At 37.9% G+C, this 26,727-nt stretch carries 24 protein-coding genes; 13 read left to right on the forward strand and 11 right to left on the reverse strand.

Annotation, left to right across the window (positions count from 1 at the left end; all coding sequences use genetic code 11):
* Positions 1-187 precede the first annotated feature (187 nt).
* From era to GN157_RS14370, 3 genes are all read left to right on the forward strand, one after another.
* Positions 188-1,072 carry a GTPase Era gene (gene era / locus GN157_RS14360; RefSeq protein WP_157484200.1) on the forward strand — a complete coding sequence of 295 codons (885 nt, stop codon included), beginning with the start codon at positions 188-190 and terminating at the stop codon, positions 1,070-1,072.
* A 97-nt stretch (positions 1,073-1,169) separates the two neighbouring features.
* A complete protein-coding gene (der, locus tag GN157_RS14365) occupies positions 1,170-2,477 on the forward strand; it encodes a ribosome biogenesis GTPase Der (RefSeq protein WP_157484201.1) in 1,308 nt (435 codons plus the stop codon).
* A gap of 87 nt (positions 2,478-2,564) precedes the next feature.
* A complete protein-coding gene (locus tag GN157_RS14370; RefSeq protein WP_157484202.1) occupies positions 2,565-5,369 on the forward strand; it encodes an outer membrane beta-barrel protein in 2,805 nt (934 codons plus the stop codon).
* A 51-nt stretch (positions 5,370-5,420) separates the two neighbouring features.
* Here GN157_RS14370 and GN157_RS14375 read toward each other — a convergent pair whose 3' ends face one another.
* The 6 genes from GN157_RS14375 to GN157_RS14400 form a co-directional block, all read right to left on the reverse strand.
* Positions 5,421-6,038, reverse strand: coding sequence for a hypothetical protein (locus GN157_RS14375; protein WP_157484203.1), 618 nt, complete (start codon positions 6,036-6,038; stop codon positions 5,421-5,423).
* A gap of 115 nt (positions 6,039-6,153) precedes the next feature.
* Positions 6,154-6,942 carry a TPM domain-containing protein gene (locus GN157_RS14380; RefSeq protein ID WP_157484204.1) on the reverse strand — a complete coding sequence of 263 codons (789 nt, stop codon included), beginning with the start codon at positions 6,940-6,942 and terminating at the stop codon, positions 6,154-6,156.
* Positions 6,943-7,380, reverse strand: a complete 438-nt coding sequence (locus tag GN157_RS14385; RefSeq protein ID WP_157484205.1) for a TPM domain-containing protein — start codon at positions 7,378-7,380, stop codon at positions 6,943-6,945.
* Between the two features lie 15 nt (positions 7,381-7,395).
* On the reverse strand, positions 7,396-7,983 hold the full coding sequence (locus GN157_RS14390) for a LemA family protein (RefSeq protein ID WP_157484206.1): 588 nt from the start codon (positions 7,981-7,983) through the stop codon (positions 7,396-7,398).
* A 12-nt stretch (positions 7,984-7,995) separates the two neighbouring features.
* A complete protein-coding gene (locus GN157_RS14395) occupies positions 7,996-8,325 on the reverse strand; it encodes a MerR family transcriptional regulator (protein ID WP_035135955.1) in 330 nt (109 codons plus the stop codon).
* Positions 8,325-9,302 (reverse strand): M23 family metallopeptidase, encoded by a 978-nt coding sequence (locus GN157_RS14400; protein WP_157484207.1) that lies wholly within the window; start codon positions 9,300-9,302, stop codon positions 8,325-8,327. The genes GN157_RS14395 and GN157_RS14400 overlap by 1 nt, the downstream gene beginning before the upstream one ends.
* A 160-nt stretch (positions 9,303-9,462) precedes the next feature.
* On the opposite strand from GN157_RS14400, the gene alaS reads away from it, so the two are divergent.
* Positions 9,463-12,090, forward strand: a complete 2,628-nt coding sequence (gene alaS, locus GN157_RS14405; RefSeq protein ID WP_157484208.1) for an alanine--tRNA ligase — start codon at positions 9,463-9,465, stop codon at positions 12,088-12,090.
* An 11-nt stretch (positions 12,091-12,101) separates the two neighbouring features.
* The gene (locus tag GN157_RS14410; RefSeq protein ID WP_157484209.1) at positions 12,102-13,055 is read left to right on the forward strand and encodes a GSCFA domain-containing protein; all 954 of its coding nucleotides are present in this window, start codon (positions 12,102-12,104) and stop codon (positions 13,053-13,055) included.
* 30 nt (positions 13,056-13,085) lie between these two features.
* On the opposite strand, the gene GN157_RS14415 is transcribed toward GN157_RS14410, so the two are convergent.
* Entirely contained in the window at positions 13,086-14,840 is a 1,755-nt protein-coding gene (locus tag GN157_RS14415) for an aromatic amino acid hydroxylase (protein WP_157484210.1), read from the reverse strand.
* 223 nt (positions 14,841-15,063) lie between these two features.
* On the opposite strand from GN157_RS14415, the gene GN157_RS14420 reads away from it, so the two are divergent.
* The 3 genes from GN157_RS14420 (at position 15,064) to GN157_RS14430 (ending at position 19,273) form a co-directional block, all read left to right on the forward strand.
* Entirely contained in the window at positions 15,064-16,218 is a 1,155-nt protein-coding gene (locus tag GN157_RS14420; protein ID WP_157484211.1) for a hypothetical protein, read from the forward strand.
* Positions 16,219-16,613: 395 nt separating this feature from the next.
* Complete coding sequence (locus GN157_RS14425; protein ID WP_157484212.1) at positions 16,614-17,363, forward strand: hypothetical protein; 750 nt, start codon at positions 16,614-16,616, stop codon at positions 17,361-17,363.
* A gap of 29 nt (positions 17,364-17,392) precedes the next feature.
* On the forward strand, positions 17,393-19,273 hold the full coding sequence (locus GN157_RS14430; protein WP_157484213.1) for a T9SS type A sorting domain-containing protein: 1,881 nt from the start codon (positions 17,393-17,395) through the stop codon (positions 19,271-19,273).
* Positions 19,274-19,319: 46 nt separating this feature from the next.
* Here the strand turns inward: GN157_RS14430 and GN157_RS14435 are convergent, their stop codons facing one another.
* The 3 genes from GN157_RS14435 to GN157_RS14445 all read right to left on the reverse strand — a co-directional run bounded on the left by GN157_RS14435 (position 19,320) and on the right by GN157_RS14445 (position 22,181).
* A complete protein-coding gene (locus GN157_RS14435; protein ID WP_157484214.1) occupies positions 19,320-19,880 on the reverse strand; it encodes a DUF4136 domain-containing protein in 561 nt (186 codons plus the stop codon).
* Between the two features lie 58 nt (positions 19,881-19,938).
* Positions 19,939-21,927, reverse strand: a complete 1,989-nt coding sequence (locus GN157_RS14440; RefSeq protein ID WP_157484215.1) for a urocanate hydratase — start codon at positions 21,925-21,927, stop codon at positions 19,939-19,941.
* Positions 21,928-22,001: 74 nt separating this feature from the next.
* Entirely contained in the window at positions 22,002-22,181 is a 180-nt protein-coding gene (locus tag GN157_RS14445) for a DUF5522 domain-containing protein (protein WP_157484216.1), read from the reverse strand.
* 31 nt (positions 22,182-22,212) lie between these two features.
* On the opposite strand from GN157_RS14445, the gene GN157_RS14450 reads away from it, so the two are divergent.
* The 3 genes from GN157_RS14450 to GN157_RS14460 all read left to right on the forward strand — a co-directional run bounded on the left by GN157_RS14450 (position 22,213) and on the right by GN157_RS14460 (position 24,318).
* A complete protein-coding gene (locus GN157_RS14450) occupies positions 22,213-22,536 on the forward strand; it encodes a hypothetical protein (RefSeq protein WP_197429465.1) in 324 nt (107 codons plus the stop codon).
* Positions 22,537-22,617: 81 nt separating this feature from the next.
* Positions 22,618-23,115 carry a DUF1761 domain-containing protein gene (locus tag GN157_RS14455; RefSeq protein WP_035135945.1) on the forward strand — a complete coding sequence of 166 codons (498 nt, stop codon included), beginning with the start codon at positions 22,618-22,620 and terminating at the stop codon, positions 23,113-23,115.
* Between the two features lie 57 nt (positions 23,116-23,172).
* Entirely contained in the window at positions 23,173-24,318 is a 1,146-nt protein-coding gene (locus GN157_RS14460) for a peptidogalycan biosysnthesis protein (protein WP_157484218.1), read from the forward strand.
* Here GN157_RS14460 and GN157_RS14465 read toward each other — a convergent pair.
* Positions 24,311-25,198: a diacylglycerol/lipid kinase family protein gene (locus GN157_RS14465; protein ID WP_157484219.1), complete on the reverse strand. Its 888-nt coding sequence runs from the start codon at positions 25,196-25,198 to the stop codon at positions 24,311-24,313. The two genes, GN157_RS14460 and GN157_RS14465, sit on opposite strands and share 8 nt — an antisense overlap.
* Positions 25,199-25,264: 66 nt before the next feature.
* Between GN157_RS14465 and GN157_RS14470 the strand changes: the two genes are divergently transcribed.
* Together GN157_RS14470 and GN157_RS14475 are read left to right on the forward strand one after the other, a co-directional pair.
* Positions 25,265-26,233: an App1 family protein gene (locus GN157_RS14470; protein WP_157484220.1), complete on the forward strand. Its 969-nt coding sequence runs from the start codon at positions 25,265-25,267 to the stop codon at positions 26,231-26,233.
* Positions 26,234-26,313: 80 nt separating this feature from the next.
* Positions 26,314-26,595 carry a hypothetical protein gene (locus tag GN157_RS14475; protein ID WP_157484221.1) on the forward strand — a complete coding sequence of 94 codons (282 nt, stop codon included), beginning with the start codon at positions 26,314-26,316 and terminating at the stop codon, positions 26,593-26,595.
* The last annotated feature ends 132 nt before the right edge of the window (positions 26,596-26,727 follow it).

Here is a 26,727-nt window from a genome sequence, read left to right on the forward strand (position 1 = left end):
GCGGGAACTGGACTCGAACCAGTGACCTTCGGGTTATGAGCCCGACGAGCTACCTACTGCTCTATCCCGCGATGTTTCGGGTGCAAATATACAACCATTATACAGAACTACAAGAAAAACACACAAAAATCTTTTTATTTCTTCTATTGCGCTGATATGACTACCTTTGCAGCATAACTTTTTTTATATGTCACATAAAGCAGGCTTTGTAAACATTATAGGGAACCCTAATGTAGGGAAATCTACCCTTATGAACGCCTTTGTAGGCGAACGCCTATCTATTATAACCTCTAAAGCACAAACTACCCGCCACCGTATACTTGGCATTGTGAACGGAGAAGACTTCCAGGTTGTCTTATCAGACACCCCGGGAATCATTAAACCCGCTTACGAACTGCAAACATCCATGATGGACTTTGTAAAATCGGCCTTTGAAGATGCCGATGTACTTATCTATATGGTTGAAGTAGGCGAAAAAGACCTTAAGGACGAAGCTTTCTTTAAGAGAATCATACATGCAAAAATCCCGATATTACTGCTGCTTAATAAAATAGACAAATCTTCTCAGGAACAACTGGAAGAACAGGTAACACTCTGGAAAGAGAAAGTACCAAATGCCGAAATCTATCCTATATCGGCACTGGAGAATTTCAACGTGAAAGAAGTATTCAACAGAATTATTGAATTACTACCCGATTCTCCTCCCTATTACCCTAAAGATGCACTTACCGATAAGCCGGAGCGTTTCTTTGTAAACGAAACCATACGCGAAAAAATCCTTTTAAATTATGATAAGGAAATTCCGTATTCGGTAGAAATTGAGACCGAGGAGTTTATTGAAGATGACGACATCATCAGGATAAGAGCTGTTATCATGGTAGAGCGCGACACTCAAAAAGGTATTATTATAGGTAACAAAGGAGCAGCTATTAAAAAGGTAGGAATACAGGCAAGAGAAGAGCTGGAAAAATTCTTTGGTAAAAAAATCCACCTTGAAACCTTTGTAAAAGTGAACAAAAACTGGCGTTCTAACCCGTTCCAGCTTAAACGTTTCGGGTACAATCAAAAATAAAACAGCAAGTCAAAATATCACAAAAAAACTAAGTTACAGGCTGTTTAGTAATTTAAGCAGTTTATGTGTACTTTTGCAAAAAATTTAAAACAACGAAATGAACAATATCGTAGCCATAGTAGGTAGACCAAACGTAGGGAAATCTACTTTTTTTAACCGACTGATACAGCGCAGGGAAGCTATCGTAGATTCTGTTAGCGGGGTAACGCGTGACAGAAATTACGGAAAAAGCGAATGGAACGGAAAAGAGTTTTCTGTAATAGATACAGGAGGTTACATTAAAGGTTCTGACGATATTTTTGAAGGAGAAATACGTCGTCAGGTAGAACTTGCTATTGATGAGGCCGATGTTATTATATTTGTTGTAGATGTAGAAGACGGTATCACTCCTATGGATGATGAAGTTGCCAAACTTTTACGTAAGGTTACTAAACCGGTACTTCTTGCTGTTAACAAAGTAGACAACGCTATGCGTGTTGACGATGCTATTGAGTTTTACAACCTGGGGCTTGGTGATTACTATACCATTGCAGGTATGAGCGGATCGGGCACGGGAGAGCTTCTGGATGCCTTAACCGACCTTTTACCGGAACCGGAAGAAGTTGAGGAAGAAGAGGCATTACCACGCTTTGCCGTTGTAGGACGTCCAAATGCAGGAAAATCATCTTTTATCAATGCACTTATTGGTGAAGACAGATATATAGTTACAGATATTGCCGGTACTACCCGCGATGCTATCGACACAAAATACAACCGTTTCGGTTTTGAATTCAACCTTGTAGACACGGCAGGTATACGCCGTAAGGCTAAGGTTAAGGAAGACCTTGAGTTTTATTCGGTAATGCGATCGGTAAGGGCTATTGAGCACAGTGACATCTGTATACTAATGATAGATGCTACCCGCGGTTTTGAAGGTCAGGATCAGAGCATTTTCTGGCTGGCAGAAAAAAACCGCAAAGGTGTTGTAATCCTTGTAAACAAATGGGATCTTATAGAGAAAGACACTATGAGTACACGCGATTACGAAAAAAGAATACGCGAAGAACTTCAGCCTTTTAACGACGTGCCAATTCTGTTTGTTTCTGCTTTAACAAAGCAGCGTTTGCTTAAAGCTCTTGAAACTGCCGTACAGGTATTTGAAAACAGAAAGCAGCGTGTTGCTACCTCTAAGCTAAACGAACTAATGTTACCTATTATAGAGAACAACCCACCACCGGCATTAAAAGGTAAATACATTAAAATTAAATACTGCATGCAGTTACCTACTCCAACTCCGCAGTTTGTGTTTTTCTGTAACTTACCACAATATGTAAAAGAACCTTACAGACGCTTTATAGAGAATAAGTTAAGGGAAAATTATGACTTTTCAGGCGTACCAATAGACATCTATTTCCGACAGAAATAAAGTTTTCCTTGCTTTTAACATACTAAAATCATTAATTAGCTGTTTAATAAGACATACCTTACTAACCAGCTAATTTTTTTTATCGCTATGAAAAAGAGTTCCTTACTCCTCTTTTTATTTTTAATGTTCTCAACATTTTGTTTTGCCCAAAGTATAACCCTTAAAGGAGTTGTTACTGACGACACGAACTTTCCCTTGGAATCGGCAACGGTTTATTTAACCTCTGTAAAAGATTCAACAGTAGTAGACTACACTATTACTAAAAAGAATGGATCGTGGGAAATGAAAACCCGAAAAATTGATGATCCCGTTTACCTGAAAATTTCCTTTATCGGAATGGCCAGCTACACTAAGCGTTTTGAAATTCTTAAAGCAGACGATGATTTTGGCACCATTGTCCTTAAAGATAACGCTACCGAACTTAGCGAAGTGGTTATTAAAGGAGAGGTACCTCCTATCAGGATAAAATCAGACACGCTCGAATTTAATGCCTCATCCTTTAAAGTAAGGCCCGATGCCAATGTACAGGAGCTTTTAAAACAATTACCCGGAGTAGAAATTGATGATGAAGGCAAAATAACTGTAAACGGTAAGGAAGTTAACCAGATATTAGTGAATGGTAAACCGTTTTTTGATAAAGATGGTAAAATAGCACTTCAAAACTTACCATCGGAGATTATCAATAAAGTTCAGGTTACCGATACAAAAACTAAAGAAGAAGAACTGTCTGGCGAAAAAGCCAGCGGGAACAATGCCAGTATCAATCTTACTATAGATGAAGACAAAAATAAAGGTATTTTTGGGAAAGCTATGGCAGGGTACGGTAGCGACGACCGCTATGAAAGCAGCCTTCTCTTTAACTACTTTAAAGACAAGCAACGATTAAGCGTACTTGCTTCTTCAAATAACATTAATTCTACCGGCTTCTCCATGGATGAAATTTTCGACAATATGAGAGGCGGGCGTAACAGTAATATATATTACAGCGGAAACGGAGGTTTTAATATTAACGGTGTGCAGTTTGGAGGCGGATCAGGTATAACAAAATCAAACATGGTAGGTATTAGTTTTTCAGACACATGGTTTAAAAAGCTCGACTCTAACATAAACTACTTTTATACCAGCGCCAATAATGAAAATGAAAACAGAACCCGTATGGAATTGTTTTTACCGGATGATGGTACAGGCATAGACAAGAAGAATATCACCAATTCCATTTCCAGAGGTGAGAGTGATCAATATGCTCATAATGTAAATACACAGTTTGAATATAAAATAGATTCAACCTCAACAATTAACTACAGTCCTAAATTCACCAAAAACAATTCTAAAAACCGAAACACCTCATCTCAAACAACCGTTAACCAGGATGACGTTTTAATTAATGAGAGTACCGGAACTACATTTTCAGAAACCGACACAGACAACTTTGAGAGTAACCTTGACTACCATAAAGCCTTCAGGCATAAAGGCCGAGGTATAAGCATATCCCTTTCTAACGAAAACAATAAGAGTGAAGGCGCTAACTACAACCAATCTGAAACTTATTTTTATGAAGATGGCAATACAACATCAGATATAAGAAACCAGGTTAGATACAACAGAAGGGCTGTTGACAACTACAGACTTAGTGCAAGATACTCTGAACCTGTAACCGATTCTCTTAAAATAACAATCGGAACAGAATACACCAGTAATCAGCAAATTGAAGACAGAGAAGGTTTTGACTTTAACGATGTAACAGGTGATTTCTCTATAGCTAACGATGCATTGACAAATTACCTTTCTTCAACAACTAACACGGTAACGCCTTCTGCAGGAATTATCATTAACAAAAACAAATACTCGCTTAATTTTAACGCAGGTACATCTGTTTCCCAGTTTGATAACTTTTCCAGTTATATGGGCACTAATTACAGCCTAAACAAAACTTATATATACCCTACAGCAAACTTTTATGGTAATTACAGGTTAGGCCAGTCAAAGTACTTATATGCAAATTATACTTATGATGTTTGGTTCCCACAGGCAAGCCAGGTACTACCGGTAGAAGACCTAAGCAATGCTCTTTATACTACAACAGGAAACCCTGACCTTGACCCTAATAAATACCATAATTTCTATTTATCCTTTGGTAATTATGATTTTTCTACAAAATCGGGCTACAACATTTATGCCGGGGGTAATTTCACTACCAGTGATATAGTTAATAATTCAATAATAGACCCAAGCGGTAAAACTACAACTACTTACACCAATGTTTCGGGAGTATATAATTCATGGTTTGGAGCAAGCGCTAACAGGACTTTTAAAAAAGACGAACACTCTTTTAGAGTAAACATAGGAATAAACGGAGGTCTTGATAAAGGAAAGGGATATACAAACGGAGAACAATACCAGTCTGACACTTATCGTATTGCTCCAAGAGTAGGGGTAAATTATGATTTTGGAGAATTATTAAACATCTCGCCATCATACAGATACACTTACCGTAAAATAGACTACACTAATTTCAACATTGGCTCGCAGTCTAATTTTACACATGTAGTAAACCTGCAAACAACAAGTTATTGGCCTAAACATTTTGTTTTTGGCAATGATTTTGGATACACCTATAATTCACAGCTTTCAAACGGATTTAAAAAAGATTTCTTTTTATGGAATGCCAGTTTAGGGTATAACTTTTATAATGACCAGCTACTGTTTAAGGTAAAAGTATACGATATTTTAAACCAAAACCTGGGCACATCAAGAACCATATCATCTAACTCTATTTACGACCAGGAAAACACTGTTTTAAAACGTTACGTAATGTTTTCTCTTACCTATAAGATCAAAAAATTTGGCGGTAAAGAATCTAAAGAGAGAAGGAGAAGTTTTTGGATGTTTTAATAAGTATATGCTTAAAAAAAAAGAGGCTGCAATTTGCAGCCTCTTTTTTTATTAACCTTTTACAGTAAAGCCTATTTCTTTTTTCTGTTCATCGGTAAGACCCCACATATCCTGAAAATCGCAGTTCAAAAGATAATACTTCACCTTAAAGTCTTTTTCATTTTGCTTTAAAAGATTAACCCAGTCAAATGCTTTTTCTTCATTAAGCTTACCTGCATATAATGCCCAGTTAATTAAAACATAAGCATCATATCCTTTTTCTATTTCAATCTTATCACCATTTGGCTTAACCAAAAAATCTGTCATTTTAAAAACATTAAAAGATATATCTTCAGTTAGGCTGTCAATAGCTTTTATATCACCAATAAAACCACTCACTTTAGCATTACAATCTTCCGGTGTTTTCTGATAATTCACAAAGTTTCCTGACGAGTTAAAAAACATAGCATTAGGTATCTTCATTCCTCTCTTTATCGCTGTAACATAACTTGTAAGATCTTTAAACACCATCACATTAGTAGTATCCATATCTTTTTTAATGAGATATTCAGTAATAGCCTCTTTACTTTCAAATTCAGGATCTTTTATCCCGTAGGATTTTACCAGCATTGATTTACAACTAAATAACGACAGGGAAGCCATTAAGGCAATAAGCAAAATTTTCTTCATTTTTACACGGTTGGTTTAAGTGCTAAATCTAATTATTTAACATAAATAACCAAAACAAAAAGAGGCTGCAAATTGCAGCCTCTTTTTGTTATATATAAATTCGGTCAAGTCATTTTTACCAGCCCCCTGAAGCGCCGCCGCCGCCAAAGCCGCCGCCGCCGCCAAAGCCACCAAAACCGCCGCCTCCGGAACTTCCTCCAAAACCACTACCACCACCAAAGCCACCGCCACGACCTAAGCTGCTCAATATTATTATATCGGCTAAGGTAGAGCCTCCGGATCTGTTACCACGACCACCACCGCCACCGCCTCTTCGGGACAGTATGGAAATAATAACGATAAATAAAAATATAAAAAAGAAAACTAAACCTCCACCAACACCTTTTTCTCTTTTAGGTTCTCCTTTGTACTCCCCCTTCATTACCTGCATAATTGCAGTAGTACCTTTATCTATACCTGCGTAATAATTTCCTTTTTTAAATTCGGGAGTAATTTCATTTTCTATAATTAATCTTGCAACTGCATCAGTAAGTAAGTGTTCTGTACCATAACCTGTCTGTATAGTTACCTTTCTGTCTTGTATCGCTACTAAAAGCACTATACCGTTATCCTTACCTTTTTTACCTATTTCCCATTTATGACCTATATCAGTAGCATAACGGGCTGGTAATTCTCCCTGAGTAGTATTAACCACCATTACAAAAAGCTCTGTAGAAGTTGTATCGCTATACACCTTTAGCTTATCATACAAAGCTCCGTATTCTGCCTTAGAGAGTGTTTTTGTACTGTCAATAACAGGAGGGATAAATTTGGGTTTTTCCGGAATTTTAACTGTTTGCCCAAAAATCATACTGCTTAAAAGCAGCATAGTTAAGAGCATTATATTTTTAAACAATTGTTTCATTTAGCTTTTTGAAATTTCATTAGACAGTTCATTTTCATCATCATCAGTATATGGGAAATAACTTTTTAAGCGCTCACCTGCCTTTAATATCCCCTGTACCAAACCGTCTTTGTATTTTTTTTCTTTAAAGTGAGAAATTACCAAATCCTTAGTACTGTTCCAAAAATCTCCCTCAACAACCTTATCGATTCCCTCATCACCAGTTATAGCAAACGTATGATCACTAACCCCCACATAAAACAAAACTCCATTACGGGCAGCAGTAGTCTCCATGCCTAATTGATAAAAAACCTCCTGAGCTCTTTCGAGTGGAGGTTTTTCTGAATGATTTTCGATATGTACCCTGATTTCTCCCGAGGTGTTTTTTTCTGCTGTTACTATCGCATCAACAATTTCTTTTTCTTCTTCGGGTGTTAAAAATTCTTCGGTTACAGACATTCTATATCTTTTATTTTATTTAAAATCAAATTCAACATCAGGAGCTTTTTCAGCACCTTCTTCAGCTTTAAATCTAGCCATATCCTCAAAACCAAACAGACTGGCAAAAATTACTGCCGGAAATTTGTGTTTTTTAATATCGTAAGTATTAACAGCCTCATTATACCTGTCGCGTGTTACATTTATCCTGTTTTCGGTTCCCTCTAGTTGAGATTGTAATGCCAGGAAATTTTGGTTTGCTTTTAATTCAGGATAGCGTTCTACAGAAACCAGTAATCTTGATAAAGCTCCCGATACTCCGTTTTGTGCCTGTTGGAATTGTGCTAACTGTTCGGGTGTAATATTAGCAGGATCTACATTTACAGCTGTAGCCTTTGCACGAGCTTCGACAACCTGAGTTAATGTTGTTTTCTCAAAATCGGCAGCTCCCTGTACAGTTTTCACCAAATTACCAATAAGATCATTTCTTCTTTGATAACTGCTCTCAACATTAGACCAAGCCGTTTTAGCATCTGCTCTAACGGCTACTAATCCGTTATAAGATGAAACACTCCAAATTCCTAAAATTGCAATTACTACAATAACAATTAACCACTTTTTCATTTATGTTTGTTTTTAAAGTTCGTTTTTAATGTTTAATAAACTTGTTTTGATAGCCTCTAATTTACGAATTATCTCAAACTTATCCAGCGTTTTTTTCTGCCCCTCCTTTAAGTGCACCTTCGCTCCTTCTAAAGTAAACCCTCTCTCTTTTACCAAATGGTATATAAGCTGTAGGTTTTTAACGTCCTCTGGTGTAAACATCCTATTGCCTTTGGCATTTTTCTTTGGTTTAAGAACATCAAATTCCTTATCCCAAAACCGTATAAGTGATGAGTTTACGTTAAAAGCAGTGGCGAGTTCGCCTATGCTGTAGTATCTTTTTTCAGGCAGGTCTAAATGCATTAGTCAAGCGATTGGTTTTCCTGATTAGCTAATTTAGAAATTAAAACGTATTCTTTTGCAGAAATGTTTCCGTAATAGAAATTAATAGGATTAATAACCTCTCCTCCTTTATGCACTTCATAATGCAGGTGAGGCGCTTCCGACCTACCTGTACTACCCACAAAACCTATCACATCTCCCCTTTTCACCTTTTGCCCTACTTTTACATTGTATTTGCTAAGGTGAGCATATAGGGTCTCATAACCAAAACCGTGTTTAATTACTATGTGATTACCATATCCGGTTGCCCTGTTATCGGCACGTTGCACCACTCCGTCACCGGTTGCATAGATAGGTGTTCCGGTTTTAGCCGAAAAGTCCATCCCGGCATGAAATTTCCTTATTTTGGTAAAAGGGTCACTCCTGTATCCAAAACCCGAAGCCATGTGCCTCAAATCTTCATTCTTTACAGGCTGTATGGCAGGAATGGCAGCAAGTAACTGTTCTTTATCTTTAGCCAATTTTGCAATTTCGTCAAGCGATTTAGACTGCACCGCAAGTTCTTTAAGCAGTATATCAAGCCTGTTTGTAGTATTAATTACAAGATCAGAGTTATTATATCCTTCCAGTTCCTTGTAACGGTTAACCCCACCAAAACCGGCTTTACGTTGTTCATCGGGTATTGCAGATGTATTAAAGTAAGCCCTGTACAAATCGTTATCCCTGTCTTCAATAGCCTCAAGCGCGGCAGTTGCCTCTTCCATTTGCTTACTGATTATCTCATAGTTCACCTTAAGATTCTCTATTTCGCGTGCTTGTAACTTATCTTTAGGAGTTTCAAAAAACGGGGTATTTAAAAGCACCACAAAAGCCAAAAAACCAAAAAGTGCCGAAGACACTAAAAAAAGCGCCACAACACCAAGTCGTTTTCCCTTTTTGGGTTTAATTTTACGATATGCCAGATTTTCTGTATCGTAATAATATTTTACCTTCGCCATGTTCTAATTTATTCTATTTTTGCACCTTAGATAAAAGGTTGTAAAATCGCGTATTTTGATAAACGAACAAATTTAGCAAATGTTACGGTTTTGCAGTGGTTTTTTTGAGCTAACTGCACCTTTTTTTAATTTTAATGAACATAAAACATTTTCATAAAGCATGAAATCTCAGGATATCAGGAAGCAGTTTTTAGATTTTTTTAAAGACAGAGGTCACTTAATCGTTCCGTCGGCACCTATTGTAACTAAAGACGACCCAACCCTTATGTTTAATAACTCGGGGATGGCACAGTTTAAAGAGTTCTTTTTAGGCAACGGTACGCCAAAAAGTAAAAGGATAGCCGATACCCAAAAATGTCTTCGTGTTTCAGGTAAACACAATGACCTTGAAGAGGTAGGTATTGACACTTACCACCATACCATGTTCGAAATGCTTGGTAACTGGAGCTTTGGCGATTACTTTAAAAAAGAAGCGATTCACTGGGCCTGGGAACTGCTAACCGAGGTATACAAGATAGACAAAGACATACTTTATGTTACTGTTTTTGAAGGTAACAAAGAAGACAACCTACCTATGGACCAGGAGGCTTATGATATTTGGAAAGAACTTATCTCTGAAGACCGTATCCTTATGGGTAACAAAAAGGACAACTTCTGGGAAATGGGCGACCAGGGACCATGCGGACCATGTAGCGAGATACACGTAGACATCCGTTCTGCAGAGGAAAAAGCACAAAAAGCAGGTCGTGACCTTGTAAATGCCGATCACCCTCAGGTTGTGGAGATATGGAATAACGTATTTATGGAGTTTAACCGTAAGGCCGACGGTTCGCTTGAAAAACTACCTGCACAACACGTGGATACAGGTATGGGCTTTGAGCGTCTTTGTATGGTTTTACAGGGTGTACAGTCTAACTACGACACTGATGTGTTTACTCCGCTTATCAATAAAATAGAAAACCTTACAGGTAAAAAATATACTATAAAGGCTGCTAACAATGAAGATGAAAAGCTAAACATTGCCATCCGCGTTATTGCAGACCACGTTAGGGCTGTGGCTTTTGCCATTGCCGACGGCCAGCTGCCATCAAACAATGGTGCAGGTTATGTTATAAGGAGGATATTAAGAAGAGCTATCCGTTACGCATTTACCTTCCTTAATAAAAAAGAGCCTTTCATTTTTGAACTGGTTGACACTTTAAGCAGCCAAATGGGTGAATTTTTCCCTGAAATCAAATCACAAAAAACACTGGTTCAAAATGTAATTCGTGAAGAGGAAACTTCTTTCCTTAGAACATTAGACCAGGGATTACAGTTACTTGAAAACGTTATTACCTCTACCCAAGGTAAAGTGGTATCAGGACAAAAAGCCTTTGAACTGTATGATACTTTTGGCTTCCCAATCGACTTAACAGCCCTTATCCTTAGAGAGAAAGGTTACAGCCTTGACGAAGCTGGTTTTGAAGCTGCAATGCAGGAACAGAAATCAAGATCGAGAGCAGCATCGGAAGTTTCTACTGCCGACTGGACCATATTAACCGAAGGTAACACCGAAACTTTTGTAGGCTACGATCAGTTAGTGAACGAGGTAAAAGTTACCCGTTACCGTAAAGTAGATTCTAAAAAAGACGGCACCATTTACCAGATAGTACTTAACAATACGCCGTTTTATCCTGAAGGTGGTGGTCAGGTAGGTGATAAAGGTAAACTGGTTTCGGCAAATGAAACTATCGAGGTAATCGATACTAAAAAGGAAAACAACCTTATACTACATATTACTAAAAAACTGCCTGAAAACATTAACAGTACATTTACTGCACAGGTTAACGAAAAGCTACGTAATGATTCGGCAAGTAATCACTCTGCCACTCACCTGCTTCACCAGGCATTACGTTCTGTTTTAGGTACGCATGTAGAACAAAAAGGATCGTTAGTAAGTCCTAACTACCTGCGTTTTGACTTCTCTCACTTTTCAAAAGTAAGTGATGAGGAACTTAAACAGGTGGAAGGCTTTGTAAACGCAAGAATACAGGAGCATCTTCCGCTTATAGAAAGAAGAAGCATACCGTTCCAACAGGCTATTGACGAAGGTGCCATGGCTTTATTCGGTGAAAAGTACGGAGACAATGTACGTGCCATTAAATTTGGCGAAAGCATGGAGCTTTGCGGTGGTATACACGTTAAGAACACTGCCGATATATGGTACTTTAAAATCGTTAGCGAAAGTGCTGTAGCCGCAGGTATACGCCGTATTGAGGCTATTACTAACGAAGCGGTTAAAGAATACTTTGCTTCTCAGGAAAATGCCCTTAGCGAAATTAAAGCCGCTCTTAAAAATCCGCAGGATACCCTTAAAGCTGTTGCTTCATTACAGGATGAGAATGCAAAACTTAAAAAACAACTAGAGGCTTTACTTAAAGACAAAGCCAAAAACCTGAAAGGTGAGCTTGCTGCCGAAATACAGGAAATAAACGGAGTAAAATTCCTGGCGAAACAGGTAGACCTTGATGCTGCCGGAGCTAAAGATCTTATTTATGAACTGGGTAACCTAGGCAACAACCTGTTTATTTTACTTGCTACAGCACAGGACGACAAACCTATGCTAACCTGCTACATCTCTAAGGAGCTTGTTGCAGAGAAAGGGCTTAATGCCGGGCAGGTAGTTCGCGAACTTGGAAAACATATACAGGGAGGCGGAGGCGGACAGCCGTTTTTTGCCACTGCCGGTGGTAAAAACGTTAACGGTATAAACGATGCCTTAGCTGCTGCTGCCGATTTTATTAAATAATACAAATCTATATGCAATTCAGAACCCAAATACCTGTCTCAAAAAATAACTCACCTATTAGTTATGATTCTGAGATAGTGTCTTTGGGTTCTTGCTTTGCAGTAAATATGGGAGAGAAATTTAATTACTTTAAATTTCAAAACTCCATAAACCCTTTCGGGATATTGTTTCACCCTGTCGCCTTAAGCAGGTTTATAAACTACACTCTTAACGAAAAGAAATTCACCGAAACCGATATTTTTTTCCACAATGAGCGCTGGCATTGTTTTGACGCACACTCAGACCTTAGCAACAACAGCAAAGAAGGTTTACTGAAAAACCTTAACAGCACAGTTAAAAACAGCTCACAGAAGCTAAAAACAGCCTCTCACCTTATTTTAACACTGGGCACTGCATGGGTTTACCGCTTAAACAAAACCAACTCACTTGTTGCTAATTGTCATAAAGTACCTCAAAAGGAATTTAGCAAGGAGTTACTATCTGTTTCAGCAATAAAGGAAGCCTTATTAAACATCATTGAAAATATTACTAAAGTAAATCCTGCTATCAGTATTACTTTTACCGTTTCACCGGTAAGACACATTAAAAACGGCTTTACCGAAAACCAATGGAGCAAAGCCAACCTCATCTCGGCTATTCATGAAATAATAAAGGAAAGCAATAAAAACATCAGCTACTTCCCGTCGTATGAAATTATGATGGACGAGTTAAGAGATTATCGTTTTTACGCAGAAGATATGATACACCCTAACCAAATAGCCATTGATTATATTTGGGAACGTTTTAGCGAGAGTACCATAACTGAAGATGCTCTTAAAACCATGAAAGAGGCTGATGCTATACAAAAAGGACTTCAACACCGATCCTTTAACCCTGAGTCAGACCAGCACAAAGCCTTCTTAGCAAAGCTTGAACAAAAAATTACAGCTTTACAGAAAAAGCACCCACATATTGTATTCCAATAAAAAAGGACGCTTAAAGCGCCCTTTCTGTTATTAGGAAATTTTTTCTTTTTCAAATATAAGTTCGAGTCCGCCATCAACTAAGTGAGCTACCTCAGGTCGTTTTTTCTTCACCTCGTCAAGATGAAGCACTACCTTATTAAGCAATTCTTCCTGTTTGTTTTTATATAAAAGCTCGGCTACCTCAACAGATAACAACCAGTCGTTAGGATGACTCTCTTTCACTTTGGTAAATATAGCTTCAAGATCACCTGTAGCACCACCTCTTATCTCTCTAACATTTTGATAAAAACCTTCCAGCTCCTGTCTCTCTGCCGATTTTCTAGCCTTTATGGTTTGGCTTGAAGGCACATGTGTAATAAGATCAAAGCTGTTCACATCGGCAGGACCAGAGAAAGCAGAAACCACCTTCTTACCTACCGCCATATCATAAGTTCCCCATTCCGGTTGGAATAACACAGTATCACCATGAGTAACAGTACAGTCTTTAAAGCTTATCAGGATTATTTTCCCCTGTATGTTTCTGGTTCCGGTTATAATTTCACCGCTTACAGTTACATCTCCTTCAAATTCAAGAGTAACTCTTTCACCTTCATACACACCATATGCTTTTAAGTCACGCGGGCTCATATCTTCAATCGCCAGGTTAATCCCTTTAAGTTTACCTACCGGGCTACCAAAACCTTCGGCATGGTAAGATGTACCATGACCTACGAGTTCTTTTTCCCTGTAAGCAAGCGCTGTACCACCGGTACATTGCAGGTAAACAGGTTTACCTTCGCTCTCTATAACATTAGAGAAAACTCCCGAAATCTGCACTCCTGTACTAAGTTCAACAGTACCTAAGGCGTTAGAGTTAATCAGTTTTTGAACTCCCGAAAGTCCTCCGGTACGTAAAGCCATTTTATTAGCAAACTCTTCAAGCACCAGGCTTAAGTGAGCAAAATCAGGCGTTACAAAAAGTTGCGGCTGTGGTTTTGTAATATCAAAACTCTGGTAAGCAGCATTAATATCGTATGGTAATTTGGTAACATTATCAGTCATACACCAGGCACTTTCCCCAATAGACGAAAGCAATCCTGCTCCATATATTTTAGGGTCTTCAACCGTCCCTATAAGTCCGTACTCCACTGTCCACCAGTGCAGGTTACGTATAAGCGCCATCTCACTAAGCTCACCAAGATCGTTTTGAAGTTCGTCTACCCTTTTCTCGGCAGCTTCAATTTCGTCCTGCGGTGTACCTTCTGCCTCCTTTAAAATAGATAACAGCCTGATAGCCTCATAAATTTCATAATCCCTGGCCGATGAAATAGCCTTACAGCCAATTTCACCAAACCTTCTAAGATACTCGGCATATTCCGGGTTAGCAATAATAGGCGCATGTCCTGCCCCTTCATGAATAATATCGGGAGCCGGGGTATATTCTATATGTTCAAGCTGACGGATATCAGAAGCTATAACAAGTACGTTATACGCCTGAAACTCCATAAAGGCATTAGGCGGAATAAAACCATCTACCGCTACGGCAGCCCATCCTATCTCCTTTAGTATCCTGTTCATACCATACATACTTGGTATGCTGCCTACCTCAATACCTGTTTTTTTAAGACCATCTAAATAAGAACTGTGAGCCACTTTACTAAGATAATCCACATTTTTGCGCATAACATAACGCCAAACTGCCTGGTTTATGGGAGTATACTCTTCATAATCCTGCGGTTTAATAAACTGTTTCAGGTGCTTAGGCAACCTGTCTATCAACGGATTACTTTCAATAGTAGCATTCATAATATAGTAGTCTTAGTAATTGAGGTAAAATTACGAAATTCTCAATTAATTTCTATCATATAAAAAAAATCAATTGCTAATACCTAAAAATTAAACCCAATATTAAATAAATTCGAATAAAATCGAAACTTTAACAGTCTGTAATTACAATAAAGCCCTGTGTTTTCAGTTTTATTTTTACTTTTACGAACCTTAAACATTAATTAATTTTTAAATTTTCATTATGAAAAAACTTTTTTGCTTTTTAGCTATTGCAGCTACAGCAGCTTTTACATCGTGTAGTAGCGATGATGATTCAGGAAACAATGATAACGGTGGCGGTGGCGACGTAGTAACGGGAATTACCCTTACTTCTAGTTCATCTACAGTTACTTTAGGTAGCGCTTTTACCTTTACAGTAAAAAACAACCTAAACGAAGATGTTACTGCAGCTTCAACTATCTATGTAGACGACACAGCTCTTGAAGGTAACACTTACACTGCTACAGAAGCTGGTACTTATACAGTACACGCTACTAACGGTGACTTTACAAGTGCAGACGTAACTGTAACTGTAACTGAAGAAGTTGCTACTGTTCTTACAATCACTGTTTCTAATAACTATTTCCTAGTTGGTGGAGAGGTTAGCTTTACAGCTGCTACTGACCTATCTGATGATGTAACAGGAGATGCTACTTTCTATGTAAACGGTAACGCTATTGAAGGAAGCACTTTCACAGCTACTGAAGCAGGTGAGTATGAAGTTTATGCTACTTTAGAAGATCTAACTAGCGCAACTGCTACTTTCACTGCTGCTGAAGAAGCTACTGAAGCTAGCGACTCTTTCATCGTTGACGGTCTTAACTACGAAACTGGTTTTAACATTTTCGGTTTTAGAGGTGTTTACTCTACAGCTGTAGAAGGTGAATATATAATTGTTTGGGATTACAACTCAGTTGAAATAGTAGGAGAAGGAGAGGACGCCACTACTCCTAACTACCTAACAATCACTTTCTCTATGCCAATAGAGCCAACAGGAACTGATGAAGCAACAGGACAACCTACATTTACTATTGAATTACCAGTTGCTGGTGAATACACTATCACAGCTGAGAACATCCTTAATACATATGTTGTAAACAACAACAACTTATTAGTTGAAAATATTGATACTGTACAGAGTGCTAGTTTAAATATTTCTTCTGTATCATTTGCAGCAGCAGAAGGGGAAACATCTGAGGTAGCTTCTACATACACTATTACATTAGCTAACGGCACAACTGTTACTGGTGAATTTAGTGGCGCTACTAGCACATATGACGCAAGTGAAGATAATGTAGAAAGAGGCGTAAATACAAGAGTTCCTTTAACAAGAACTAATGTTGGTTTAAGCAAATAATTATTATTGCACAAATAGCATTAAAAAGCCGCTCAATGAGCGGCTTTTTTTATATATGCACTTAACGCATATGTTAAAATTAAAATGTGATTAGGTTTTAAAATGTTAAAAAAATAAATTTACAAAACACAAATTAAAAAAACCTTGCCTAAAACGAAAAGACCAACCAAAAACTTTTCAGATACTATAACCCCATATAGTACATTTTCTTTTCCCAACATTTTATCTGCTATACATTTCCATACCTAGACTAAGCAAAAGCATATAAGTCTACTATAGTAATACTCATTCTTATTAGCCAATATATTAAAAGCGCTCTTTAGCTAAAGAAAGCGCCTGGCATTCTATTACCCGTACAAATCAAAAACCAAATATTAACATTAAATTTTTACAAAATGAAAAAATCATTTCTTTTAGCTTTTGGGCTATTATCAATGGGAGCATTTGCTCAAAACAATACTCCTTGGTCAACTACAGGAAATATTGGTATTGGTACAACCACACCTGTGGCTCCATTAGAGGTAAAAAAAATTATGAATCTTAAAGTCGAATCAAAAACTTTAGCCACATTTAGCGCCGACATGAACTCTGTTTCATCAACAATTAGTAACAGACTAAGTATAATTCAAGCAAAATCCTCTGTTAACTTCACAAGCAAAATACAATCTTTCTACGACTCAAATGCGCAAGGCTTCATAACATTTCCTAGCAATTCATCAACAGCATCAATAGCATTCGGACATGATTCATCTACTTTTATGAGAATAACCCCAAGTGGCTTGGTAAGTATTGGATCTGTTAGTAGCACACCAGCCGGTTACAAACTATTTGTTGAAGACGGTATACTTACCGAAAAAGTAAAAGTAGCTGTAAGCGGAACCGCAAACTGGGCTGATTATGTATTTGCAGATAATTACAACCTTATGCCTCTTACTGAAGTAGAAGCTTTCACTAAAGAAAACAAACACCTGCCTAATGTACCATCGGCAGAAGAAATGGTTACCGAAGGGCTTGATGTAGCACAAATGGATGCTAAGCTACTTGAAAAAATTGAAGAGCTTACACTATATCTTATTGAGCAAAACAAACAAATTGAAGAACTCAAAACCGAAATAAAAGAGCTTAAGAAACAAAATAAAGAGTAGTATAAGTTTAACATAAAAAAACAACAAATATGAAAAGCTTATATACAACCATAGCCACGCTATTACTCTGTATTAGCGGATATTCTCAAACACTACAAAACGGAGGATTTGAAACAGGCAATTATACCGGATACAGTTTTACTGTACAAAATGGTGGTTTTCAGGTAACTCAATGTAACGCAAACACTAATGGATATAGTACACTAACTCCCTCCACAACAAATAATAATTTTAATTCAAATGCAACTTTAGTTACAGGCAGCGGGAATGACGCTACACTTGCAGCACAAAATATATTTGTACCTATTGTAAATTCAGGCAACTTTTCGCTTAAATTGAATAATAATTCCGGAGGAGGCACAATAGCCACTATGTCACAAAATTTTTTAACTACCTCATCAGTTATTAGTTTTGATTTCTCATTGATAGTAGAGGACCTTCATCAATCACAACCTGCAATTCAACCTTTCTTTACTGTAAGAGCATACAATTTAAATGATGAAATTATTAGTAATAATAATCTTTGTATAACTGCCGACCCTACCAATCCTATTTTCAGTATTATAGAAGGTACTGAAATTGAATATACAGGATGGAAATGTGGTAGAATAACTATTCCGGATGAATATGTTGGACAAGAAATCCGTTTAGAATTTGTAATGAGTGACTGTGGTCTTTCTGCTCATTTAGGCACAGTATATATTGATAATATTACAAATGATGCATCATGTAACAATCCTGTTTATGGTTTTTTACAGTTAAACCCGGTAGAGTACAATTGTCCTAATCAATCTTTTAATGTTTGCGGAAACTATATTTTACCGGAAAACTGTAACACCCCTCCAAGTCTAACTCTTGAAATTACACAAAATGGAAACATCGTTTCAACACTAACAAATGCCCAAACTAATGGCAATACATTTTGTTTTAATGTAAACCTAAATGATTTTGGAGCTAATCCTAACGGAGATTACGAATTTAACCTAATTGGCGATTTCACGCTAAACAACAATAATGGTGGATATATTCTTACTCTTTTTGACTCATCATCTGTACCTGGTGCTGATGTAAATTTCGGTATAAACCCTGAAGACGCTACAGTAAACGGAAGCATATTATCTTGGCCTGATACTTCTACCGGTTATACTTTGGAATTTGTAGCAGACGGAACTTGTTGTCCTGACATGCCAGCACCTATCTCTCCTATTTCATATACAGTAACTACAACTGATAATCAGTTTGACTTAGACATTGTGGTAAGTGAACTATCTTACAAATGTTTTAGATGGAGAATATTATCGGAAGACTGTGGTAGCTGGTCAGACTGGTGTTGCTTAGCTGTAGCACCGGGTAATACTTATGAAAATCTTCTTGATGATTGTTATCCTAACGGACTGGAATTTTGCCTACCAAGTTACCATGCAGTAATAACAGAGAACGGCATTTCTTTTGAACAAAGAGAACAGTGGATTACAGCTGAAAACACAATTCAAAACCAAGCTGAAGTAACTTATCAGGCTGGAGATTACTTAGAGCTGCAACCAGGTTTCAATACAGTAACCGGAGCTGTTTTTCTTGCTCAAATAGAAGGTTGTGTACCTGAATTAACGGTAACAACTACGGCTTCAAGAACAGCTTACTATGAAGAAGAAAAAGAATCTGATGAATCTCAAATACGCGAAAGTTTTAATGGCTTCACAGTATACCCTAACCCAACAAATGGCAGTATAACTGTAAAATTTGAGAACTCCGTAAATCAGTTTGGTATCTACGATGTTACCGGAAAACAATTAATAAGTATTCCAAACACTACGAACCATGAAACTCAAATTGATCTTTCTAACCTTGCACCCGGAATATATTTCCTAACTGCAGACGGAGCACCAATTCAAAAAATTGTAAAGAACTAATTACTTTACTTCATAAAACTAAAAAGCCGCTCAGTGAGCGGCTTTTTTATTTCTTATTATCTTTTTGTGGCGGAAACTGAGCAAGTATATTAGAAACAAATTCTTTTATACGTTCCTCTTTCTTATCACGGTCCAGTGTTAAAACTCCGGTACCTACCCCCTGCCACACCAAATCTTTTTTCTTAGCATCTATAAGGTCTATATACAGTGTACCTTCAGTCGATGTGCTAACAGTGGTATAGTTACCACCCCAGCCCCAAGGATAACCATAATAGCCTCCCCAGCCCCAGCCGCCGTAACCCCAGCCGCCATAAAACTGGTTTACATTGACTTCTTTACGGGCTTTGGTAAAAAAGTTCACCATAAAATCAGGATTTTCACTTTTAGTAAATCCTTTTTTGGCAAACTCCTCATCAATGGCACGAAGAATCCTTTTCTTGTCAAGGTCAGATATATCAGCCTTATCTATACCCGGCTGAAAATAAGCATACGTCCTGTAAGTATTAAATTCAACAGCATCATCATAATCAGCAGCTACTTTAATAGAATTACATGAACCTGCAAGGACCAAAACAAACAGTAACGATAGCAATTTTATTGTTTTCATAATCCAAAGAGTTAATAGTTCTCATTAATACACAAACTAATAACCGGTTTTGTGATTATTAGTCCAACAATGCGTCGTCTACCATATTAGGTATAGTAACTTTTAAAAGCGGCTGCACTTCCATTGCCCGTTTAATAGCAAAAACAGCACCTTCATTTCTCGCCCATCCTCTTCTTGCAATACCATTATTAACATCCCAGAAAAGCATTGATTCTAAACGTCTTGACGCATCACTAGAACCATCAAGAACCATACCAAATCCGCCATTTATAACCTCTCCCCAGCCTACGCCTCCACCGTTGTGGATACTTACCCAGGTAGCTCCCCTAAAGCTGTCGCCTATCACATTATGGATAGCCATATCAGCTGTAAAGCGGGAACCGTCATAAATATTAGACGTTTCACGGTAAGGAGAATCAGTACCCGATACATCGTGGTGGTCACGTCCTAAAACAACATAACCTATCTCGCCTTTGGCAATTGCCTGGTTAAAAGCTTCGGCAATTTTAATCCTTCCTTCTGCATCAGCATAAAGAATACGTGCCTGAGATCCCACTACAAGTTTGTTTTCCTGAGCCCCTTTAATCCATTTAATATTATCCTGCATCTGCTGTTTAATTTCAGCAGGTGCTGTTGTAGACATCTCTTCCAGTATATTTAAAGCAATAGCATCGGTCTTGGCAAGGTCTTCAGGTTTTCCTGAAGCACATACCCAACGGAACGGACCAAATCCATAATCAAAGCACATAGGCCCCATTATATCCTGTACATAACTTGGGTATTTAAAATCAATACCGTTTTCTGCCATAATATCGGCTCCGGCACGCGAAGCCTCTAACAGGAACGCATTACCATAGTCAAAGAAATAAGTACCTTTAGCCGTGTGCTTATTGATTGCTGCAGCATGCCTTCTAAGTGTTTCCTGTACCTTTTCCCTAAAGGTTTCAGGCTCTTCAGCCATAAGCCTGTTAGATTCCTCAAAACTGATTCCGGCCGGGTAATATCCTCCCGCCCACGGATTGTGAAGCGAGGTTTGGTCACTACCTAAATCTATATATATATCTTCTTCATCAAATTTCTCCCATACATCTACTATATTACCCTGATAAGCAATAGATACAACTTCTTTATTGGCTTTTGCCTCAAGTACTCTTTTCACAAGAGCATCGGTATCGGTTACTACTTCATCTACCCATCCCTGAGAATGACGTGTATGAACCGCTTTTGGGTTAACCTCGGCACAAACTGTAATACAACCCGCAATGTTACCTGCTTTTGGCTGAGCACCACTCATACCTCCAAGACCCGAAGTAACAAATACTTTTCCTTCAAGACCTTCTCCGTTTTTAGAGATTTTTCTACCACCATTCATAACTGTAATAGTAGTACCGTGAACAATACCCTGCGGACCTATGTACATATAACTACCGGCAGTCATTTGCCCGTACTGGGTAACACCAAGCGCATTGAATTTTTCCCAATCATCCGGTTTAGAGTAGTTAGGAATCATCATACCGTTTGTAACTACTACCCTTGGCGCATCTTTATGCGAAGGGAACAGTCCCATTGGGTGACCAGAGTACATTACAAGGGTTTGCTCTTCGGTCATTTCACTAAGGTATTTCATAACCAGCCTGTACTGTGCCCAGTTTTGAAACACCGCACCGTTACCACCATAGGTAATAAGCTCATGAGGGTGTTGTGCCACAGCATAGTCCAGGTTATTTTGTATCATTAGCATAATGGCTTTTGCCTGCTCTGATTTCCCCGGATATTCTGAAATTGGCCTTGCATACATTTCGTAATCAGGACGTAAACGGTACATGTAAATACGTCCGTATTTTTCAAGTTCTTCAGCAAATTCCTTGGCCAGTTCGGCATGGTGCTGTGGCTCAAAATAACGTAATGCATTGCGTAGTGCCAGTTTCTTTTCTTCTGCCGAAAGTATTTCCTTACGCTTAGGCGCATGGTTAATAGTTGGGTCATACGGCTTCGGTTGTGGTAACACCGAAGGGATTCCTTCCTGTATCTGCTCCTTAAATGTCATAGTCTCAGTATTCAGTTGTTAGTGTTCGTTTCTTACTACCTTTAGCAACATAAGCTGTTGTTATAGGCAAGTGCTTATTTCTTTTTAAATGTTCCGGTATTTTTATCGTAACCATAGGCACAATGCCTACAGCCGTTTTTACAGCAATAGCCTCTTTTTAAATGAAACTTTTCGGTAAAAACTTTATAGCCTTCGGGTGTAAGATAATAATCTTCACGTTCTATTAATTTATTTTCAGAATTTTGCCCACTCATGCGCGCAAATTTATGAACTTTACATTTAATGATGGTAATTGTATCTAAATATTTAATTCCGAAAGGATATACTGCAATAACCCTATTTCCTTTCATTATTTTAAGAAAAGAGGAATACAGGGAAAATGCAATTTTGCTTAATCATGAAAAAATTCATTTAAGGCAACAGCTTGAATTGTTCATCCTGCCTTTTTACCTGTGGTATTGTATTGAGTTCCTCATACGCTTACTTATACATAAAAAATGGCATAAAGCTTACAGAAACATAAGCTTTGAACGGGAAGCTTATGCTAACGAAAATACTCCCGATTACCTGAAAAACAGAAGGTTACTTTCTTTTACATCATTTATTTAAAGACCAAAATTATTAACAATACAATATTTTGTAAGCCAATTAATTATACATTTACCATTACAAACACTAAAACAAATAATTATGGACATTAACTGGCTTGCAGTTTTAGCAGCTGCATTATCTACTCTTGTTGTAGGTTTCATTTGGTACAACCCTAAGGTTTTTGGTACCGCATGGATGAAAGAAACAGGTATGACCGAAGAAAAAGCAAAAGGCGCTAACATGTTTAAAATTTTCGGTATGGCTATCCTTTTTGCCTTTTTTATCTCATTTATCCTGCAATTTATGGTGATCCATCAGTTTGGACCTATGGGCATGGTAGGCGGACCTGAATTTTTTGATTCGGCAAAACCATCTTTCGCTGCTTTTATGGCTGATTACGGAAGCGCTTACAGAACTTTTAAACACGGGGCGCTTCACGGCTTTATGGCTGGGCTTTTCTTTGCTCTCCCTGTTATAGGCACCAATGCTCTTTTTGAAAGAAGAAGTGCTAAGTACATCCTGATTAACGGAGGCTACTGGATTGTATGCTGTACCATTATAGGGGGTATAGTTTGCGCATGGCCTGTAGCCAAATAAAAATATAACACAATAAAAATCTCCTTCGGGAGATTTTTTTATTTTCTTTGCCTCACTTTGAGCACCACATTTTCTTATACTATTTTCAAATCGGCGCAATCCCTTCCTAGTGAATGGGATACTATTGCTACACAAAACATTTTCCTATCCAAAAACTACCTTTCGGTACTGGAAAACACTTCGCCCGCAAACATGGAATGTTATTTTATTGGTTTGTTTAAAAACGATATACTTTGCGGTATCGCCATAGCCCAATATATAGACCTTACCAGGATAAACACTTTTGGTGAAGAACAGGAAAAGAAATTCAGCATTAAGGATTATCTGTTCAAAAAGTTTTCGTCACACATCCTGATTTTAGGGAACAACAAACTTACCGGACAAAACGCCTATTGCCTAACCCACGACATTGAGGAAACAGTAGCGCTATCATTATTTAAACAGGCACTTAAAAAATTGCGAAAACAGTACCTAAAAAAATGCATTCCTATTAACCTCACTCTGGTAAAGGATTTTAATAAAAAAGAACTGCCCGACTTCAACGCTGCAGGGTTTAAAAAGTACTATCAGTTTTGTACACAGCCCAACATGATTTTTGATATTAGACCTGAATGGGAGTCGGTAGATGATTATCTGGCTGCACTCAATACCAAGTACAGAACACAATACAACCGAGCCCGTAAAAAAGCAGAAGGAATAGAGAAAAGAAAACTTAGCGAAGAAGAAATAAAAGAACAGGAAAACCGTATCCATGAGCTATACTTAACCGTAGCACAAAACGCTCCGTTTAATACCTTTTTCCTGCCTAAGGGGCATTTTTACACTTTTAAGCAACAGCTAAAAGACAAGTTTTTGTTTTATGGCTATTTCTCTAATGACACCTTAATAGGGTTTAGCACCCTTATTAAGAACAACAGTGATATGGACACCTATTTTTTAGGTTATGACGAGACCATACAAAAAGAAAAAATGCTTTACCTAAATATGCTGTATGACATGGTAGCCTATGCTATAAAAAAACAATTTAAGCATGTAATTTTTGCCCGATCGGCTATGGAGATAAAAAGCTCTGTAGGCGCCCATCCCGAAGAGGTATATGGCATTATTAAGCACCACAACTCGCTACTCAATATTTTTATGAGCAGGCTATTTCCTTATTTTGATCCCAAAATACAATGGAAACAACGTAATCCGTTTAAGTAGTATCGGGTACTGCAACCTTCATCTGCCTGTGTAGTATTTTAATATCAAGTCGGTCTGTTTCTCCGCAAAACTCTCCGTCTATCTGGAAACACACAGGAACATCGGTAGTTACAAGAGCTTCATCTGTAGAAATGATTTCCACGTCCTCACTTTTATCCAAAGGCATTTTCCCTGCCAGTATACGCCCTATAAAAAATACATCAAGGCTTTTTAATATTACAATCTCAAATTTACCGTCATCCATTTTTCCTACCGGGTTTATGGTTACTCCGGTACCATAGCGTTGGGTATTAGCAATAACAACCATGCGTGCCTTAGTTTCAACAGTATCTCCGTTTGCTTCAATAATCACGTGAAAAGGATCACGAAGCTCGGTTAAGGTGTTAAATGCCTGTAAAACGTACCCCAACTTACCGCGCAGGTTACTGTTTTCATAGTTACGTATCAGTTCGGCATTAACCCCTATATCACTTAAATGCAGGCTCTTTTTATCGTTAATACTCACCATATCCATCTCCATATAGCCACCGTTAAAGGCAATTTCAAGATTCTCCTCAACGTCTTCAGGTAATTTCAGGTCAACCGATAGTCCGTTTGCCGATCCGGCAGGCAGCACTCCAATCACCACATCCTCATGACCTATGGCTTCAGCTATCATTTTTACAGAACCATCACCCCCTGCTACCATAACCCTTTTAGGCTTATGCTTTTCGTAAAGTTCCTTAATCCTGCTTTCATCATCTTTACCCGTAGTTTCATATTCAAGCAGCGAAACATCCTGATTTTTGGCATATTCACGGGCAGCCTCTATCAGGTCTGTTTTATCGTTACCCCCTGCTATGGGATTTACTACCAGTAAATATTCCTTTTGCGCTTCCATTTTCTTTTTTCATTAAATTTAATTAATTTACAGCAACGAACCTTCTTACAAAAATCATAAATTTTAATGAAGCCAATTTTACGATTGTACCGCGGCTATGCCAATGAAGATGAACTAATAGTTTTTGGCCACGTATTTAAACCCAACAAAGCCAACAGTTATGAATTTGAAAAGAAGCGCTTTAAGAATGCAAAATCAATCATAAGGATGTTCAGGCTAAAGACCATAGCCAATGCCGATGTGTACCTGGAACATAACGGCAGAAAAATACACACCAAAACCCTTGACGACGGTTACTTTAAATTTTGCATCCCCCTAAAGGAAGAAGTAGGCTACGGCTGGAATGACTACTATGTAAGTACCACTTACAAAGAAAAAGAAGTTAGAGAGCACGGCACCTATATAAGACCTTATGAAGGCAACTTAGGCTTTATATCTGATATTGATGACACGTTTTTAATATCGCATACCCGTAACCTTTTCAAAAAGCTTTACATTCTTTTATGGAAAAACATTAACGACCGTAAGATTTTTGAAGGGGTAGTTCCCCATTATCAGGCACTAAGCACCGCAGGGCGTAATAAGAAGGATGAAAAGAATGCTTTTTTTTATGTTTCCAGCAGCGAATGGAACCTTTATAAATTTATTGTAAAGTTTACTGAGATTCATGAACTGCCTCGTGCCGTACTTCTTTTAAAGGATATTAAAACCAGCCTGATGGACTTTTTTGTTACCGGGCGCGGAAATCACGGACATAAGTTTGATAAAATAAAACACATACTGGAATTTTATCCGCATTTGGAATATACCCTTTTAGGAGATGATTCACAAGATGACCCTTACCTGTATGAGCATATATGTAAAATATTTCCGGTAACGGTAAGGGCAGTATACATAAGGCAAACCGGACACAGCAAAAAAGATAAAGCACAGAAGGCACTCAACAATATTGAATCGCTAAACATTGCCACCTGCTACTTTAAAGACAGTCACGAAGCCATTAAACACTCTAAAGAAATAGGACTTATTCAGTAAACTTTAAGTTTACCTTACCTCTTTTTTAACAGTTTAAACCTTACCTTTATCATGTAACCTTTTTAAATACCTAAGTGATTATGAAAAGATTAATGATTTTATCAGGAATTATGGCTATGTTATTTGTAGCATCCTGTAAGGACAAAAAAGAGACACCACCAACACCGGATCCGGTAGAAAACCCGGCACCTCCGGCAACGCCACAACCAACAACAACAGCTCCTGCTGAGGAAGACCCTGACGGAACTTCAATAAGCATTAGCAAAGACGGAGTTAGTTATGAGAACAAAGATGGTGACAGCGAGAGTAAGGTAAATGTCTCAGGAAAAGATTCTGAGGTGGAAATAAAAACCAAAGAATAAAAAAAGCCCTGCAAATGCAGGGCTTTTTTTATTGTAATGTCTCGTCCTGAAATAAGTTGACACAAATTCGACTTATTATGAAAGACAAAGCAATTACACGCATAAAGCGTAGTCAAAAGGATTACAACATGG

This window comes from Flavobacterium rakeshii, from assembly GCF_009741375.1.
Taxonomy (GTDB): Bacteria; Bacteroidota; Bacteroidia; order Flavobacteriales; family Flavobacteriaceae; genus Flavobacterium; species Flavobacterium rakeshii.